General features: G+C 60.9%; 16 protein-coding genes. 11 read left to right on the top strand and 5 right to left on the bottom strand.

All coding sequences use genetic code 11. The features are described 5' to 3' along the window. Window positions 1-83 precede the first annotated feature (83 nt). The 3 genes from speA to LAB08_RS02965 all read left to right on the top strand — a co-directional run bounded on the left by speA (window position 84) and on the right by LAB08_RS02965 (window position 4346). The gene (speA, locus tag LAB08_RS02955) at window positions 84-1997 is read left to right on the top strand and encodes an arginine decarboxylase (RefSeq protein ID WP_096513599.1); all 1914 of its coding nucleotides are present in this window, start codon (window positions 84-86) and stop codon (window positions 1995-1997) included. Window positions 1998-2229: 232 nt separating this feature from the next. Beyond that, window positions 2230-3552, top strand: a complete 1323-nt coding sequence (locus tag LAB08_RS02960; RefSeq protein ID WP_096513598.1) for a type VI secretion system Vgr family protein — start codon at window positions 2230-2232, stop codon at window positions 3550-3552. Beyond that, window positions 3549-4346, top strand: a complete 798-nt coding sequence (locus LAB08_RS02965) for a DUF4123 domain-containing protein (protein WP_096513597.1) — start codon at window positions 3549-3551, stop codon at window positions 4344-4346. The genes LAB08_RS02960 and LAB08_RS02965 overlap by 4 nt, the downstream gene beginning before the upstream one ends. Window positions 4347-4357: 11 nt before the next feature. Here LAB08_RS02965 and LAB08_RS02970 read toward each other — a convergent pair whose 3' ends face one another. Both LAB08_RS02970 and LAB08_RS02975 read right to left on the bottom strand, forming a co-directional pair. Then, the gene (locus tag LAB08_RS02970; RefSeq protein WP_096513596.1) at window positions 4358-5704 is read right to left on the bottom strand and encodes an MATE family efflux transporter; all 1347 of its coding nucleotides are present in this window, start codon (window positions 5702-5704) and stop codon (window positions 4358-4360) included. 165 nt (window positions 5705-5869) lie between these two features. After that, window positions 5870-6163, bottom strand: coding sequence for a hypothetical protein (locus LAB08_RS02975; protein ID WP_096513595.1), 294 nt, complete (start codon window positions 6161-6163; stop codon window positions 5870-5872). Window positions 6164-6433: 270 nt separating this feature from the next. Here LAB08_RS02975 and LAB08_RS02980 point away from each other — a divergent pair, with 270 nt between their 5' ends. From LAB08_RS02980 to LAB08_RS03000, 5 genes are all read left to right on the top strand, one after another. After that, window positions 6434-6736, top strand: a complete 303-nt coding sequence (locus LAB08_RS02980) for a MazG-like family protein (RefSeq protein WP_096513594.1) — start codon at window positions 6434-6436, stop codon at window positions 6734-6736. Then, window positions 6736-7485 carry a methyltransferase domain-containing protein gene (locus LAB08_RS02985; RefSeq protein WP_096513593.1) on the top strand — a complete coding sequence of 250 codons (750 nt, stop codon included), beginning with the start codon at window positions 6736-6738 and terminating at the stop codon, window positions 7483-7485. Before LAB08_RS02980 ends, LAB08_RS02985 begins: the two co-directional genes overlap by 1 nt. Before the next feature lie 12 nt (window positions 7486-7497). After that, complete coding sequence (locus LAB08_RS02990; RefSeq protein ID WP_096513592.1) at window positions 7498-8112, top strand: DUF4136 domain-containing protein; 615 nt, start codon at window positions 7498-7500, stop codon at window positions 8110-8112. 54 nt (window positions 8113-8166) lie between these two features. Beyond that, on the top strand, window positions 8167-8715 hold the full coding sequence (locus LAB08_RS02995; protein ID WP_096513591.1) for a DUF4136 domain-containing protein: 549 nt from the start codon (window positions 8167-8169) through the stop codon (window positions 8713-8715). A 227-nt stretch (window positions 8716-8942) separates the two neighbouring features. Continuing rightward, window positions 8943-10907 (top strand): pilus assembly protein TadG-related protein, encoded by a 1965-nt coding sequence (locus tag LAB08_RS03000; RefSeq protein ID WP_096513590.1) that lies wholly within the window; start codon window positions 8943-8945, stop codon window positions 10905-10907. On the opposite strand, the gene LAB08_RS03005 is transcribed toward LAB08_RS03000, so the two are convergent. Next, entirely contained in the window at window positions 10904-13645 is a 2742-nt protein-coding gene (locus tag LAB08_RS03005; protein ID WP_096513589.1) for an ATP-binding protein, read from the bottom strand. The genes LAB08_RS03000 and LAB08_RS03005 overlap by 4 nt on opposite strands. Then, complete coding sequence (locus tag LAB08_RS03010; protein WP_096513588.1) at window positions 13642-14082, bottom strand: TadE/TadG family type IV pilus assembly protein; 441 nt, start codon at window positions 14080-14082, stop codon at window positions 13642-13644. Before LAB08_RS03010 ends, LAB08_RS03005 begins: the two co-directional genes overlap by 4 nt. A gap of 75 nt (window positions 14083-14157) precedes the next feature. Between LAB08_RS03010 and LAB08_RS03015 the strand changes: the two genes are divergently transcribed. From LAB08_RS03015 to LAB08_RS03025, 3 genes are all read left to right on the top strand, one after another. After that, entirely contained in the window at window positions 14158-14628 is a 471-nt protein-coding gene (locus tag LAB08_RS03015; protein ID WP_096513587.1) for an A24 family peptidase, read from the top strand. A 101-nt stretch (window positions 14629-14729) separates the two neighbouring features. Beyond that, on the top strand, window positions 14730-15521 hold the full coding sequence (locus LAB08_RS03020) for a response regulator transcription factor (protein ID WP_096513586.1): 792 nt from the start codon (window positions 14730-14732) through the stop codon (window positions 15519-15521). Between the two features lie 828 nt (window positions 15522-16349). Next, window positions 16350-16619: a DUF6124 family protein gene (locus LAB08_RS03025; RefSeq protein WP_096513585.1), complete on the top strand. Its 270-nt coding sequence runs from the start codon at window positions 16350-16352 to the stop codon at window positions 16617-16619. Between the two features lie 146 nt (window positions 16620-16765). On the opposite strand, the gene LAB08_RS03030 is transcribed toward LAB08_RS03025, so the two are convergent. After that, a complete protein-coding gene (locus LAB08_RS03030; protein ID WP_096513584.1) occupies window positions 16766-17038 on the bottom strand; it encodes a DUF3613 domain-containing protein in 273 nt (90 codons plus the stop codon). Window positions 17039-17045 lie beyond the last annotated feature (7 nt).

Here is a 17045-nt window from a genome sequence, read left to right on the forward strand (position 1 = left end):
TTGACGAACCGTCATTTTCATTCTTTAGACTGCGCCGGCCTGAATCCAGGCGACGCACCATGACTTCTTTATAGGGGACTTCGATGTCCGTACGACGCACACGCAAAGACGATGGCAGCCAATGGACAGTTGCGGACAGCCGCAGTGTTTACGGGATTCGCCATTGGGGGGCCGGGTATTTCGCGATCAATGACGCCGGTCGCGTCGAAGTTCGTCCGAACGGCCCGAGCAGTTCGCCCATCGACCTCTTCGAGCAGGTCGACCAGTTGCGCAAGAGCGGCCTGTCGTTGCCGTTGCTGGTGCGCTTCCCGGATATCCTGCAAGACCGCGTGCGTCAGTTGACCGGCGCCTTCGACGCCAACATCGAGCGCCTGGAATACCAGAGCAAGTACACCGCGCTGTACCCGATCAAGGTGAACCAGCAGGAAGCGGTGATCGAGAACATCATCGCGACCCAGAACGTGTCCATCGGCCTGGAGGCCGGCTCCAAGCCTGAACTGCTGGCGGTGCTGGCACTGGCGCCGAAGGGCGGCACCATCGTCTGCAACGGCTACAAGGACCGCGAGTTCATCCGCCTGGCGCTGATGGGCCAGAAACTCGGCCACAACGTGTTCATCGTGATCGAGAAAGAGTCCGAAGTCGGGCTGGTGATCGAAGAGGCCGCCTCGCTCAAGGTCAAGCCACAGGTCGGCCTGCGCGTGCGCCTGTCGTCCCTGGCATCGAGCAAGTGGGCCGACACCGGTGGCGAGAAATCCAAGTTCGGTCTGTCGGCGGCGCAACTGCTGTCGGTGGTCGAGCGTTTCCGCACCGCGGGCCTGGATCAGGGCATCCGCCTGCTGCACTTCCACATGGGCTCGCAGATCGCCAACCTGGCGGACTACCAGCATGGTTTCAAGGAAGCGATTCGCTACTACGGCGAATTGCGCAACCTCGGCCTGCCGGTGGACCACATCGACGTCGGCGGCGGTTTGGGCGTGGACTACGACGGCACGCACTCGCGTAACGCCAGTTCGATCAACTACGACATGGACGATTACGCCGGTGTCGTGGTCGGGATGCTCAAGGAATTCTGCGACGCGCAGAGCCTGCCGCACCCGAACATCTTCTCCGAAAGCGGCCGTTCCCTGACCGCCCACCATGCCATGCTGGTGGTGCAGGTGACCGACGTCGAGAAACACAACGACGACGTGCCGCAGATCGAGAACAAGGAAGCATTGCCGGAAACCGTGCAGTGGCTGGTCGACCTGTTGGGGCCGACCGATATCGAGATGGTCACCGAAACCTACTGGCGCGCCACGCACTACATGAGCGATGTCGCCTCCCAATACGCCGATGGCAAGCTGACCCTGGCCGAAAAAGCCCTGGCCGAGCAATGCTATTTCGCCGTGTGCCGTCGCCTGCACAACTCGTTGAAGGCACGTCAGCGTTCCCACCGTCAGGTGCTCGACGAACTCAACGACAAGCTGGCCGACAAGTACATCTGCAACTTCTCGGTGTTCCAGAGCCTGCCGGACACCTGGGCCATCGACCAGGTACTGCCGATCATCCCGCTGCATCGCCTTGACGAAGAGCCGCTGCGCCGTGCGGTGCTGCAAGACCTGACCTGTGACTCCGACGGCAAGATCAATCAGTACGTCGACGAGCAGAGCATCGAAACCAGCCTGCCGGTGCACGCATTGAATGAGGGTGAAGACTACCTGCTGGGCGTGTTCCTGGTCGGTGCCTATCAGGAAATCCTCGGCGACATGCACAACCTGTTCGGTGACACCGACTCGGTGAACATCTACCAGAACGCCGACGGCAGCGTGTACCACGCGGGTATCGAAACCCACGACACCATCGAAGACATGCTGCGTTATGTGCACTTGTCGCCGGAAGAGCTGATGACCCACTACCGCGACAAGTGCGCCAGTGCCCGAATCAGTGCCACCGAGCGCACCCAGTTCCTCGACGCCTTGCGTCTGGGCCTGACCCGATCGTCTTACCTGTCTTCTTGACGTAAGCCTCGCTCTCATCAGGTTGTCTGAAAATGTTCCGCTAGCTGCGGAAATTTCGGATGACCTGGTGCGACGACCTCACTTTTTCAAAGCGAAACAACCTACGTCTTCGGCTTTTCAAGTCATTGGTCTTCTTTTCGCGTAGGTCATTTCCTAAGTTGTATTTCGCCTCTCTACTCGGCCATTTCTCTCGGCGAAAATCCACGGCCGCCCCTCCTGTAGAGAATCGCCGATGTTCGATCCAGTCAACGAGCCCGCATTTCGTCTGGACGTAGCAGGTCTGTCCGACACCTTCGAGGTCCTGGCCTTTACCGGTAGTGAAGCCATCAGCGAACCATTCGTGTTTGATATGGATCTGCTGATCGATGACCCCGCACTCGACCTCGCCAGCCTGCTGTACCGCCCGGCTTCCCTGCATTTCGGGCCAGCGGGAAGCAGCATCCATGGACAACTGCATGAACTGGTGCAACGCGACCATGGCTCGACGGTCAGGTTTTGTCACGTGCGTCTGGGGCCGAAAATGGCATGCCTTGCCCAGCGCTTCAGCCAGCGCATCTTCAGTGCCCGGTCGGTGCCTCAAATCATCGACCAGGTGCTCAGGGAGCACGGAATTGTCGGCCAGGACCGGCGCTTCGAACTGGACGGTAACTATCCGCTGCGGGATTTCTGCACGCAGTACCGCGAATCGGACCTGCAGTTTCTTCAGCGCCTGTGTGCCCAGGAGCGGCTGCACTACCACTTTGAACACCGGGCACAGGGGCATTGCGTGGTATTTGCCGATGGGCAGGGGCATTTTCGTGTGGGCGAAACGGCGGTTTTCAGCCGTGACGGCGAACAACCGGCGGTGCGCCGTTTCGAAGTGCAACGGTGCGTCGACAGTGTGCAGGACAGTGCTCAATGTCATACGGATCTGGCGACGTTACGCAGTGGTCAACTGATGCCGTTGGCCGACCACCCGGTGGCCGACTGGAATCAGCTGTGGTTGCTGACCCATGTCGATCATCAAGGCGGCCAGGATCCGCTCATCCCTTACAGCAATAAGGCGCGCGCAATACATTGGCCCGCGTCGTTCGAGCCTCGCCATTGTTGGGTGAAGCCCAGGATGCACAGCCTGCAACGGGCCTGGGTGGTGAGTGTCGATGAGCCCCGACCGGATCCTTCGCGGCCGGTGGCCGTGCAGTTTGACTGGTCGTATCAGGGCGAGGGGGCAACGCCCGGTCACTGTTGGCTGCCATTGGCGCCGCAGCTGCAAGCGGCGAGCGACGCTTCGTTGGCCGAAGGTGCGGAAGTGGTGGTGAGCTTCATCGAAGGCGATCCGGACCGGCCGTTGATTACCGGAATTCTTTATCTGCCAACACCTGTTGAAGAGGGCGATAAGGCGAACGTGGCGTGTACCGACCAATGCCCGCCTGAAGGGGTGCAGGACTGGTTGCGTTCAGGGGAGCCCTTGATGTTGTTGTGTCTGTTGCCCGGTGGCGGCAGCTTCAATCATTGCGCGCAGGCGCTGTGCACCTGCCGTGCGGCCGTGCGGCTTGGCCAGAGCGGTGCGGCATGATCGCCGTGCACCCGGCCGAAGTGATCCCGCAATGGTTGTTGCTGGATGTACCGCGTACACCCCAGGCGAGAGCGATGCTCAAACACGGTTTTGCCCAGGCCAGGTGCTTGCCGCTGTTCGAAGGCACCGAATGGCATGTATTGCGCGAGCAAGGCCCGACGCTGATCGACCTGCGGACCTGCCCGCTGCTGGCCGAAGCGAGCCAGCGCGATACTCGGCTCTGGCCTGGCCTGTTGCTGATCAGCGAGGCGTCGACGTCAACATTGCTGGCGCACTTGCGGCGCATGCTCACGGTCAGTTTCGGTTTGCACCACCGTGCCTTGCTGAGTTACTACAACCCGCACACCGCGAGCTACTTTTTCGATGCCTGCGATGCCGGGGAGCTGAGTCGCTGGTTGGGGCCGATCAGCCAGTTGCGCTGGTTTGGCGGCACCTGGGCCGACCGGGCGATCGGCAGCCAGGGCTGGCAGCAACTGATCAATCCCGGGCTTGCCGTCCGCCCTCTGGCCGTCGAAGAAGACCTCACGCCCCGCCAGCGGGAAAAACTGCAAACCTGCCTGATGGAACAGCACGCCTGGCACTGGAGCCGGACCACCGCGACGGATTACGCCCGCCTGTGGGCTCATTTGCAGGAGGGGTTGGCGCTGGGCTTCAGTGAACGACCGGTGCTGGATGGCTGGTTGTGGTTGCGCCTGCAGCACCCCGACGCTGTGCCTGTGCCGCCACTGTCGGGGAGAACCCAGCAGGAACGGCTCGACTGCCTTCGCAACCGCTGGCAGAACAATCAACCTTGAACGCCCGCCGTTCAGTGCGCGCGGACGAACCAGCCGTCGTTGCGACGCAGGCGCCAGGCAATGGCGCCGAGGGTCATGCTACGCAGCAGCATGAACAGCAGGAAGGTTATCCACAGGCCATGGTTGCCCAGGCCTTGCAACGCCCAAGCGAACGGCGCCAGCAAAAGTACCGTCAGCAGCATGCCGTTGCGCATTTCCCGGGCGCGGGTGGCGCCGATGAACAGCCCGTCGAGCAGGTAGCTCCAGACTGCAATCAGCGGCAGCGCGGCGAGGTAGGGCAGGTAGATGAACGCGGTGTCGCGCACGCTGGCAATGTCGGTCTGCATCTCGATGAACAGGTGCCCGGCAAACAGAAACAACACGGCAAACCCCAGGCTCGCCAGCAACGACCAGCCGCAGGCCACCACCAGGGAGCGGCGCAAGGCATCACGGTCACGAGCGCCGATGGCATGCCCGCACAGAGCCTCCACGGCGTGGGCCAGACCATCGAGCGCGTGGGCGGTCAACAACAATCCATTGAGTAGAAGGGCGTTGGCAGCGACGGTGGCATCGCCCAATCGTGCACCCTGGACGGTGATCAGAAAAAACACCGATTGCAGCGCCAGGCTGCGCAGGAAGATGTCGCGGTTGACCGCCAGCAGTGGACGCCAGCTCTGCCACAGCCTCAAGGCAGCCCAGGCGATGTGGCCAGGGTAAGCGCGCAGGGCCTGGCGGGTCATCAGCAGGCCGAACAGGGCGCCGGTCCACTCGGCGATCACCGAGGCCCTGGCCGCGCCGACCACGCCCCATTCCAGACCGAGGACAAACCACAGGTTCAGGGCGATGTTCACCAGGTTGGTACTCAGCAGAATCACCAGCGGCGCGCGGGCGTTTTGCGTGCCGAGGAACCAGCCAACCAGCGCATAACTGGCCAGCGCCGCGGGCAGGCCGAACAGCCGTGTATGGAAGAACTCGCGGGTCATCTGGTCCAGTTCCGCGGACGGCTGCATGAAATGCAGGGCGACCCCGCTCAACGGCACGCCCGCCGCACCCAGCACAATGGCCAGCCCCATGGCCAACAGCAGGCCCTGCAACAAAATCTGCCGCAACGCCGCGCCATCTCCACGGCCGGCGGCCTGGGCGGCAAACCCGGTGGAACCCATGCGCAGAAACCCCATGGCCCAGGCCAGAAAGGTATACAGGCTGGCCCCGACCGCGACGGCACCGAGTTGATGGGCATGGGGCAGGTGACCGATGACGGTACTGTCGACCAGCGCCACCAGCGGTACGGAAATGTTCGAAAGAATCATTGGCGCAGCCAGTGCCCAGACCCGGCGATGGGTAGGGCGGTCGCGCCAGTCGGCAATCAGGTTGGACATGCAGGCTCCTTGGGGGAGCGGGCATTGTAGCGGTGAACTCAACCTGTAAAACAATGAGATCTCTGTGGGAGCGAGCCTGCTCGCGATAGCGGTGTGTCAGTCCGGAAAATGCTGGTTGTGCCGACGACATCGCGAGCCGGCTCGCTCCCACAGTGTTTGGTGGTGTCAGTGCATGATCCAGCTCAGCAACCACAACCCCAGCATCAACCAGATGATTCCCATGATGAACGCCGCATTCATGAATGCGCGAATGGCCGACCATAGCAACACCAAGCCGATAATCAAGACAGCGATGCTGATGATCGAGGTGTCCATGCCCAGTGCACGGGACAGGCCATCGACAAAGTTGCTGCTGGCGCGGCTCACCATCTGGAACAGGCCACTGAGGGCGTCAACGATGAAGCGGATGACTGTGCCTAGCGCTTGGCCGAGCCATTCGAAAAAACCTTCTACCTGCATGGAATGAGCGTCCTGATCAAAAAGAAGCGTGGTTGACGGAGTTGGGCCGTCAATCGCGGTGGCGAGTTCCACACAAGCATAGAGCGTTGCACCGTAACTGTGGGAGCGAGCCTGCTCGCGAAGGCGGCGGTGCAGTCAAAATTGAGGTGTCTGACTCACCGCCTTCGCGAGCAGGCTCGCTCCCACAAAAAAGCAGGGCCGGCCGCTCAAGCTTTGTCACTTGCCTTCACTCGTCATCCCCCCGAAGCTATACATCTTCAGGAGAGCCCGATGAACCTTGTTGAACTGACCGAACGCCTGCACGCCATCCGTGACCGCAATGACTGGCAGCCCTTTCACAGCCCGAAAAACCTGGCCATGGCCGCGAGTGTCGAAATGGCCGAACTGGTGGAAATCTTCCAGTGGCTGACCGAAGACCAGTCGCGGCAGTTGCCGGCGGACAAACTGGCCCATGCCGGGCAGGAAATCGGCGATATCGTGCTTTATCTGCTGTTGCTGTGCAGTGAGCTGGGTCTGGATATGAATGACGTAGTGCGCAGCAAGCTGGCCGACAGTGAACGGAGGTTCAGCTGATGAGCGACCGTCATTTCGATCAACTGGCGACGCGTTTCGCGGAAAAAATCTACGGCGGTGCCAAAGGCGCGATCCGCCTGGCAGTGCTGCAGGCCGACCTGGCCGAGTCCCTGCCGGACCGACCGCTGCGGGTACTGGATATCGGTGCCGGTCTTGGCCACATGTCGTTGTGGTTAGCCGAGCGCGGGCATCAGGTGACCCTGGCCGAGCCCGCCGAGCCCATGCTCGAAGGTGCCCGCCAGCGTTTCGCCGAGGCCGGGCAAACGGCAACGTTCATCCAGGCGCCATGGCAGGAACTGCTCGGCCAACTCACCGAACCCTACGATCTGGTGCTGTGCCATGCCGTGCTGGAGTGGCTGGCCGAACCCCACGCGATCCTGCCGGTGCTGCACCAACTGACGAAGGCGGATGGCTGGCTGTCCCTGGCGTTCTACAACCGCGATGCACTGATTTATCGCAACCTGCTCAAGGGCCATTTCCGCAAGATGCGCAAGAACGACATGGCCGGCGAGAAGCAGAGCCTGACCCCGCAACAACCCCTGGATCCACGGGAATTGGCGGCGCAACTTGAGGGGCTTTGGCGGGTCGAAATACAGAGCGGGGTACGGGTTTTTCACGACTACATGCCCGTGGAATTCCAGGCCCGCGCCGAGTTGCCGGACTTGCTCGAAATGGAACTGGCGCATCGCCGTCACCCAAGCTTTGCCGGGCTTGGGCGGTACCTGCACTGGATCTGCCGGCCTGTCTGATCGGAGCGTGAAATGAAAAGTCGTTCAGGGTTGCTGGTGATCTGCCTGGGTTTGTTTGCCTGTCAGGGCAGCAACCCGTATGTGGCGTCCTCCAATCCCATTCCCCCGGCGCCACCACAGGCGGCCAACACCTTCGACCGCAGCGCCTACCCGGCGCCGACCCGTGATTACGGGCGTTATCGCAGTTGGGCCTGGCTCAATGGGCATCTGCCACCGGGCAACGCGTGGGCAGACTCGGCGCAGGTCGCCGAAGCCGTCAGTAACGCCCTCGATCAACGGGGCTTGCGACCGTTGCACGATAATCGCCCGGCAGACCTGTTTGTCAGTGCCGACCTGCGTCTGGAAACCCGCTTGCGCCAGGTTCAGGACGACTACGGTTATGGCGGTTATGGTGGCTACAACCGCTATGGATATGGCCCGGGTTATGGCATGTACGGCAGCGCGCCGATCATCCGGACTTATCAGGAGCAAGTCGTGGTCGTGCAAGTAGATATGTTCGATGCGCAAAGCGGCCAACCGGTATGGAGTTCCAGTGCTGAAACCAGCCACCGGGGCACCCAGTCCGAGCAGGCGGATGCCATACGCAAGGCTGTGGAAAAGGCGATGTCGGCGTATCCTCCCAGTTAGCTTCTGTAGTTAAGAAGCATTTCGCAGGTTCATGTTCTCAATCGGAGAAAAATCATGTTCCGCCGTTTCGCTTTACTGGCAGTGGCTGCGCTGCTCAGTGCCTGCGCCGCCAACCAGGTCAATCATGACTTCGACGCCAGCCGCGATTTCACCGCTTATCGCAGCTGGAGCTGGAAAGAACCGGCCCTGCAATATCGTCCCGATGATCCCCGGATCAAGAGCGACCTGACCGAGCAAAGGGTGCGCCAGTCGGTGGCCGATCAACTGGACCAGCGTGGCTTGCGCCCGGCCGCCAAGGGTGATTTGAATGTGCAGACCTACCTGATTGTCGAAGAGCGCCAGCAACAGGTGACGACCAATTACGGCGGAGGTTGGGGTAACCCATGGAACGGCTACTGGGGCGCGCCGATGTACAACGAAACCCGCAACGTCAGCTACAAAGTGGCTACCATCCAGATCGATCTGCTCGACAGCAAGGACGGCAAGCTGGTGTGGCGTGGCAGTGACGAACAGATGCTCAGCCGCACACCGAATCCCTCCGATCGCAGCAATGCGATACGCGAAACCGTCGCCCGGATATTGGCCAACTATCCACCCAGATAAACACCACAACACCCTGTAGGAGCGAGCTTGCTCGCGATGGACGCAAGGACGACGCGTGCGGCCTGAAAGCGCGCGTTATCGTTGACCTCCATCGCGAGCAAGCTCGCTCCTACAGGGTTTTTTGTTGCATGAGCTGGCTAGATGCCAGCAGTCTCGTCTGCCCTTGTCTACACTGCTTCACACCAACGGAGGTAGCGCTTGGCAGCGCGCCGGCAAAGGAGTGCGCGATGTCGCCTCGCATGCAGTTTCGCGGCCCGGCCCGGCAACGGGGGGCGATAGGCTTGATGGCGGCATTGACCCTGACGCTGGCACTGGGATTCATGTTGCTGGTGGTCGATACCGGCAGGCTTTATCTGGAGCAGCGCAAGTTGCAGCGGGTGGCCGATGTCGCGGCCCTGGAGGCGGTCACCCGTGACGGCAATTGCCTGCCGCCGGGGTCAAGCGCCGCGGATTACGCCCTCGCCAGTGCGACCCGCAACGGTTACAGCGCCGCCGACGGCACGCTGCAAACGGCCTGCGGATCGATGCAGACGGGGGCCGACAACCTTCGATACTTCGTGGCCGATGCCAGCAAAAAAGAAGCTGTTCGCGTGATCGTGACCCATACGGTGCGGACCAGCGTCGCCGCGGGCATAGGCGCACTGTTGGGCCCTGGCCCTGCCGCGCTTACCACTCGGCTCACAGCGACAGCGGTCAGCGCCCCGGCGGTGCTTCCCCCGCTCGCGTCGTTGACCATCGGCAGTACGACGCTGGTGGTAGATGCCAGCAAGTCGGCCGCCTTGAATCTGCTATTGGGGCAAATGCTCGGTGGCAGCCTGAACCTGAGCGTTGCCGGGTGGCAAGGGCTGGTTGATAGCCAGATCAACCTGCTCGGCTACCTCAACCAGCTGGCCGTCGACGTGCACGTCAGTGCAGGGAACTACACCGAACTGCTCAGCAAAAACATCGCGCTCACTCAAGTGCTGGATACGGCCGTCACGGTACTCCAGGCCGCTGGCCCGACCACCAGCGTGGCAGTCACCGGCCTGACCAATCTCAAGGCCGCGGCAGGCAGCACGTCAGTCATACTGGGGCAGTTATTGCAATTGCAGACAGGCGTCTCTTCTTCGGCACTCAATACCAATGTGCAGGTGTTCCAGTTGGTGGAAGCATTCGTGCAACTGGCCAACAGCCGCAATGCCGCGGTCGCCAATATACCGTTGAACATCCCGGGCCTGGTCAATGGGACGGTCAAGGTCAAAGTCATCGAGCCGCCGCAATTGTCGGCCATCGGCAATCCGGCGTTGGTCAATGGCCAGCTCAATGATCCCAACCGGATATTCGTGCGCACGGCCCAAGTGCGCACGGTCCTGTCGCTCAACTTGCCGGTGTTGTCCGGTATCAGCGGTCTGGCCAGCGCCATTACCAACAATGCCTTGGTGAGCGGGCTCACCAGTACCTTGAACAGTGTTTTGAATCTTGATCTGGGTGGTACGTTGGGCTCGGTGTTTTGCCTGTTGGGTACCTGCGATGAAACCAATCTGCAGATCCTGCCCACACCGACCATCGACATCGCCCTGGAGGTGGGCGCTGCCGATAGCCACGTCACCGGATACACCTGCGCCAGCGATGCCACAAAAACGCTGACCACGCAGACCAACACGTCATTGGTAAAGCTGAAAGTCGGCAAAATCGATACCGCCAATGCCTTTGCCTCCTCGGCCGATGTGACCGTGCAGCCCTTGGCTTTGATTGATATCGGCAAGATCAAATGTGTTCTCTGGAACTGTATCGCGAGTACCCGCGTCCCCTTTTATGGCGGTGGGCTCGGCGTGAAAATCGACACTTCGGTGGCCAGTACCCAAAGCACGCATGTCTACAACCAGCCACCGGAAATCAAGAAGCCACCGATGTACTACAGCCTGGGCACGCAAGGCATAGTCAATAGTCTGAAAGGAACCTTGAGCGGTGTTCAGGTGGAGGCCTACAAACCCACCGGCTCAAGCTTGCTGGGCGGCTTGCTCGTCACTGCCGCCGGTACGCTCAATGCCGTCAACACGACGTTGGGACTGGCGATCCAGGGATTGCTCGGCCCCCTGGTTGACCCCATCCTCGACGGCTTGCTCGCCAACCTCGGGATAACGCTGAACAAGGTCGACGTGGGCGCAAACTTGAGCTGCAAGCCGCCCGGACGCCCGGCCCTCACCATCTAGTCCACCTGCACAATGGGCAGTTCGATGCAGAACCGCGCGCCCTCGACCGAGTTCCTGACGCTCAGTCTGCCGCCCATGTTCTCGACGATGCCGTAACTCACCGATAGCCCCAGACCGGTGCCGACACCCACCGGTTTGGTGGTGAAGAACGGCTCGAAAATCCGCTCCAGCAGACGTGGATCGATGCCGCCGCCGTTGTCCTCGACCCACAATCGCACCGACTGTTCATCCCGTTCGACGTACAGCGAAATCCACGGTTTGAATGCCGGATCGGTTTCGCGCTTGCCGAGCAGCGCATCCCGGGCGTTGACCATCAGGTTGATCAGCACCTGTTCAAGTTGATCGACATGACCACGCACCTGCACCTCAAACCCCGGTTCGCTGACACGCAAATCCACCCCTTTGCCGCGCATGCCCTCGGCCAGCAGCGAAAGCGTGCCTTCGATGGCCTGGGCCGGGTTGAACGGATGCTGTTCGATCTCCGAGCGACGGCCGAACACCCGCATGTGATCCACCACCCGAGCGGCGCGCTGTACCTGTGTATCGATCCGGGTGAGCTTGTCGGTCAGGTAGTCGATTTGTGCATCGCCTTTTTCCAGGCGCTTGAGCACGTTGACGATGGCCATGCGCATCACGTTCAGCGGCTGGTTGATTTCATGGGCCAGTCCCGTGGCCATTTCGCCGAGGGTGGCCATTTTCGCGCTTTGCGTGAGCTGCTGCTGGGAACGCCGGACTTCAGTGTTGTCGCGGCCTACGGCTTGAATTTCCAGCAACCGGCCCTGCTGATCGAACACCCCGCGATCCGACCAGACCCACCAGGCATGTTCCCGGCCGGGCAGTTGCAGGTTGATTTCGGCGGTGCTGACCGGAAATTCCGGGCTCAACTGGTTCAGGCGCCGGGTGAAGGCGTCGCGCTGTTCCGCGGACATCCAGCTGCCCAGGTTGACCCCCGGCAATTGCTCCGGTGGACATTCGAGGTAAGAGGCCAGCGGCTTGTTGCCGAACGTCAGGGTCAGGTCCGGGCGGTATCGGCAAATCATCGCCGGCGAATCTTCCACCAGAATCCGGTAACGCTCTTCGCTCTGTTTGACCTGTTCGGTCGCCAGGGTCGCTTCGGTGATATCCAGCCACAAGCCTACGGCCTCGACCGGCAGGCCGAGGTCATCGCGCAGCAACCTGGCTTCGTCGAGCAACCAGTGGTAATCGCCGCGACTGTCGCGCAGCCGATAGCGGGCGCTCACCGAACCTTCGCGCAACAGCTGGCGGGTGCGTTCGAAATAGCCGTTGCGGTCATCGGGATGAACCCGTTCGACCAACGCGGCGCCACTGCAATCGGCGAGTGTCCAGCCGAGCAACGGCAGCAGGCTGTCACTGAAAAACGTTGGTTGCAGCGCGCCTTCGACATAGCGTTGCACGTAGATGACGGCAGGTGAACGGGCGATCAGATTGTCCAGCCGCGCATGGGCCACTTCGGCCTGTTGTTCGTGGTTCTTGATGTCGCTGATGTCGAGCATGAAGCCTACCAGGCGCCGGTTCTTGCCGACGCCCAGGGCCTGGCCTTGCAGGCGATACCAGACCGGCGCGAGTGCATCGTCGGGGCGGTGCAAGCGCACACACAACAGGAGCGCCTGACTTTCATCCTGCAAGGCTTGCAGACGACTGCGCAGCTCTTCGCGGTCGGCAGGATGCACCTGGTCGAGCCAGTCGGACAGCGGCAGGCGCGCACTGACAAGGTTCAGGGCAGAGGCCAGCGAGGGTGCCAGCTGCACCTCGGCGCTGTCACTGAACACTTCCCACCAACCCGTGCCGAGTAACGCTTGCAGCGACTCCAGCCGTTCCAGTTGCAGGTGATGTCGGTGCTCGCGCAGGCGCTCCAGCAAGGGGCCGGCGAGCGCGGCGACGACTTGCAGCCAGTCGCGCTCACTGATGTCGGGCGGGCGTTGCTGCACAGGGTAGAAGCCGCACAGTAACCAGGCGACCACGCCTTGAGCATCGTGATAGGGCACGGCGAACCCGTCGGCATTGCCGAAAGTGGCTTGCAGGCGTGGATGCTCACGCAGTGACAGGTGCTGCGGTACGGAACCGCTCAAACTGTCCAGGCCCGTGCCCAGGCGCTGACCGTTGTGCCACAGCTGTGGTGCGTCAAAAGCAGCATAGTGCTGGTGAATCTGCCAACCCTGCTCCTGTTCATCGAGCAATGCCAGGGCCACGCACGGGATCTGAAAGCGCTGCGCCAGAGACTGTAATTGTTCCGCCAGTACATCGGGCAGGCGCATCAGGCTGCACAGGCGCAACTGTTCGGCCATCTGCATCGCGAGCAACTGGCATTGTTCACGGTTGCGCGCTTGGCGGCGTTCCAGCAGCAAGTCGCCGATGTCCAGCAGTTGCAACAGCCAGGCGTCAGCCAAGGGTTGAACCCAGCCGCGCAGGTGCAACGGGGTACCATTGAGGCTGTAGAAATCCAGATCGAGCTGTTGTCCCTGCCAATCGGCCGGCGCGCCCTCGAGGCTCAGACTGCTGTGGGGCAGGACGAAGTCGAGCAGATGAGGGGCTTGCGCGCCGGGAATCTGCTGGGCCAGCAAGTGGCGCAGCGGCCCTGTCAGGTGAACGACATTGCCCTGGGCATCGAGCTGTAACTGCAAACCGAAACCGTGCGTGCGCAAGGGCTCCGGCAGCACCGGCGAGGGCGGTGGATGACGGTTGAGCAGGCGCCCGAACAGTTTATCTCCGGCACTCAAAATTGCAGGCTCGAACTGGCCGTGAGCGTCGCCGGCAGGTTGGGTACCTGGCCGACCCCCGGCAGGTTCAGAAACGGGATGACGGCGCTGATTTTATTCGTAGGGTAATGAATGGCGACCTTCAACTCGCCACCCACATAAGTCGTGGTGGCATCGGTGGCGACGTTGAAGTTAAGTGCCGCGGGGATCCAGGCCAATTGCCGGGTCAGCTCTGCGGTGGCGCGGTTTTTGAGCGCCGCTTCGTAACCCGGCATGTTCGGGTCCAGCGCCACGCTTCGGCGTACGGCTTCGGCGGTCGACTGGTTGAACGACTGCATCAACAGCAGCGGCAAGCTGTAACTGACAATGCCATAGAACACGGCGAAAAAAACGATGAACACCAGGGCGAATTCAATGGCCGCGGCGCCTTTTTGTTTGTGGGGGAGGTGGATTTTCATGAGTGCGTCTACCCTGACCATCACTGCGTAATGTCAGCATAGAATCATTCAGCCAAAAAGGACGTTTTTTACCCGATGCAGAGTTTTGTCCTACTGACCTGGCTGACGCTTTGCGCAGCGCAGGATGCCCGGCAACGGCACATCGCCAATGGCCTGACGTTGGGTGCCGGGGTGCTGGCCCTGGCCTGGTTGCTGTGGAGTGGCACCACGTGGCTTGGCGCGACGGCAGAGCAGGGTGGCTGGGCTGCGCTGCTGGCGCTGGCCTTCACATTGCCGGGTTATGCGAAGGGCAGGCTGGGCGCGGCAGATGTGAAACTCATGACCGCACTGGGACTGGCGACCGACGGTCGGCATGTGCTGGGCGTGTTTATCGGCGCGGCTTTGGCCAGTGTGTGCTGGCTGCTGCTGGCGCCAAGCGTCTGGCTTCATATCGGTCAAGGGTTTAGATCGCATGTTCGTTATCTGGAGCCGGGAATGTCAAAAAAACAACCCTTTGCGCCCTTCCTGCTGGTGGGGTTGTTGCTGACATTTGCCTGGCTCGGCTAGGTGTACAGAGTCGGGAACTGCGACTACTTTCTTAGTGAGTTGTACAGCTTATGGCTGTGAGTATGGGAACGGTCAGTTTTTGACCAGGCAGGGAGTTGCACGTGAACAAGCGTACCTCGGCAGTAAAAGTCCTTGTGGTCGATGACCAGCCATTGATCGTTGAAGAACTCTGCGAATTTCTTGAGCGCAACGGCTACCGTTGTGTCCCCTGCGACTCCGGCCATCAAGCCATCGAACGCTTCAATGAAGACACCGACATCGGCCTGGTGCTCTGCGATTTGCACATGCCCGGCCTGGACGGGATTCAACTGGTCCAGGAACTGCAACGCCTGTCCGGAAAACACCGGGCGTTCGAAGCGATCATGCTCACCGGTCGCGCGGACAAGCAGGATGTGATCAAGGCACTGCGCGCCGGGATTGCCGATTACTACCAGAAACCGATTGATCTGAATGAGTTGCTCGAAGGTCTGCAACGCCAGGAAGTGGCCTTGCACGAGCGGCATAAGGCGTTGCAACTGGGGCATCTGCATCAAAAGCTGCAGTACCTGTCCGAGTCGATTGATGACCTGTATCAAGACCTGGACAAGGTTCGGCGTTCGCCGAATCCATCGCCATCGACGGAATCGGATGACGGCGATACCCGCGATGTGGATGGGATGGAGATCCCGGCGATTTTCAATCAGCTTTCGCCGCGGCAGTTGGAGGTGGCGCGGTTGGTGGGCAAGGGGCAGACCAACTATCAGATTGCCTGTGAGTTGGGGATTACTGAGAACACGGTGAAGTTGTATGTGTCGCAGGTGTTGCGGTTGACGCATATGCATAATCGGACGCAGTTGGCGTTGGCGCTTACGCCCAGCAGTACCGGGTTGCGGCAGAGAGTCACGGCGCACTGACTTGCCTTTGCTTCTGTAGGAGCTGGCTTGCCAGCGAAGCCGGCCTGAGTACATATCCATTCCTGCGGTAACGGCTGCTTATGGTATCGCCCTTACGGCGAGTCCCTTTTGGCAAACGCCCCAAAAGGAACCAAAAAGTCTCGCCCCGGCGTCCGGCCCCTCGCCAAGGCTCGGGGTTCCTTCGCTCCGGTATCCATCCGGGGACACTGCCCTCCGGTTGGCTTCGCTGCACCTACATGCAGCGTGTTCGACTGCGTCGAACGGCGCTGCGCGCCACTCCCCGGATGAACACCTCCACTCAGCCTCCCGAAGGGGCGGGTGGATCAAAATCAAAAGCTGAAGGCGAGCTAACGCTCGGCCTGATGAGTGGTGAGGAGCGGGTGTACATGCTTTTGTAGGAGCTGGCTTGTCGGGGCGCCGCATCGCAGCGAAGGCGGCCTGTCGGCCGACCTGATTTGTGCGGATGTACCCAGTCCCCTGTAGGAGCTGGCTTGCCAGCGAAGACGGCGGAACAGGTGAAGATGTTTAGCGACCCATAAAACCCCCAGAACCTTCCCACACGTTTTTCAGGTTGTCCGTCGGAAGCCTGATCCCTAGCCTTTGTCCGTCACTGAAAAAATCAGTGATCGGGTTTGGTCGCCCGGGTTTAGAATGGCGCACAGTGCCGCGCGAGCGGTTTTTTTGTGCTTGCTTAATGGCGAGCTGTGCGTGGGAGGGCTCAGGCCCTGCCGGGTTTCCATTCCCTGGTCGACCAACCTGCGTACAGTTCGCCACCCTTCTGCTTGGTCGCAGTGATGGCGAACTCCTACTAGCGAATGGAGCTTCACCATGATCAAACCAACCCCAAATCCCCCCGAAACCGACAACGTTCCTGTCGTGCGCAAACCCAGCACGATGTTCGTCATCGCCCCCGATATCGATACCGAAACCCTGCTGGCTCACGCCTGCGAATCCCTTGCTTCGGCAAGTGTCATGGCCAGTGATTTCGCGACGTTTCTGGAAGGCTCGCAACGCAGCACCCTGCTGGGGATTGCGCAGGTGATCATGCTGGGTGAGCTGGCGGTGAATCGGGCGTTGGATAATCTCGATCCGCCATAACAGCCTGCAGCCTGATAGACCGCGTTATCGTTTTTCGCGAGCAGGCTCGCTCCCACAGAGGAATGCATTTCAACTGTGGGAGCGAGCCGGCTCCGGGCGGCGTTCCGACGAAAGCGGTCTGACAGGCGCAGTAAAATCCAAACCCGTTACTGCGACCCCGTATCCACCTTCCCCCCCTCATACTGATCAAAGTATTGCGGGATCTCATGCTGATAGCTCTTCAACCAGCGTTGCATAGCCAGTTCACGCTCAGTCGCGGTGGCGGTCTGGGTTTTTGGGGAGGCGACCGTGTTATGTGATTGCAGTTGCAGCCAGCCTTCGGTTTCCTGCTGTTGAGGTGAGGCCGGGCCGGCGTCGATGGCGTGGCTGGTGAGGGGCAGGGCCAGCAGGCCGAGACAGTAGAGGGTGGTCGGTTTCATCCTGCGT

The sequence above is a fragment of the Pseudomonas izuensis genome, from assembly GCF_002356535.2.
Lineage (GTDB): Bacteria > Pseudomonadota > Gammaproteobacteria > Pseudomonadales > Pseudomonadaceae > Aquipseudomonas > Aquipseudomonas izuensis.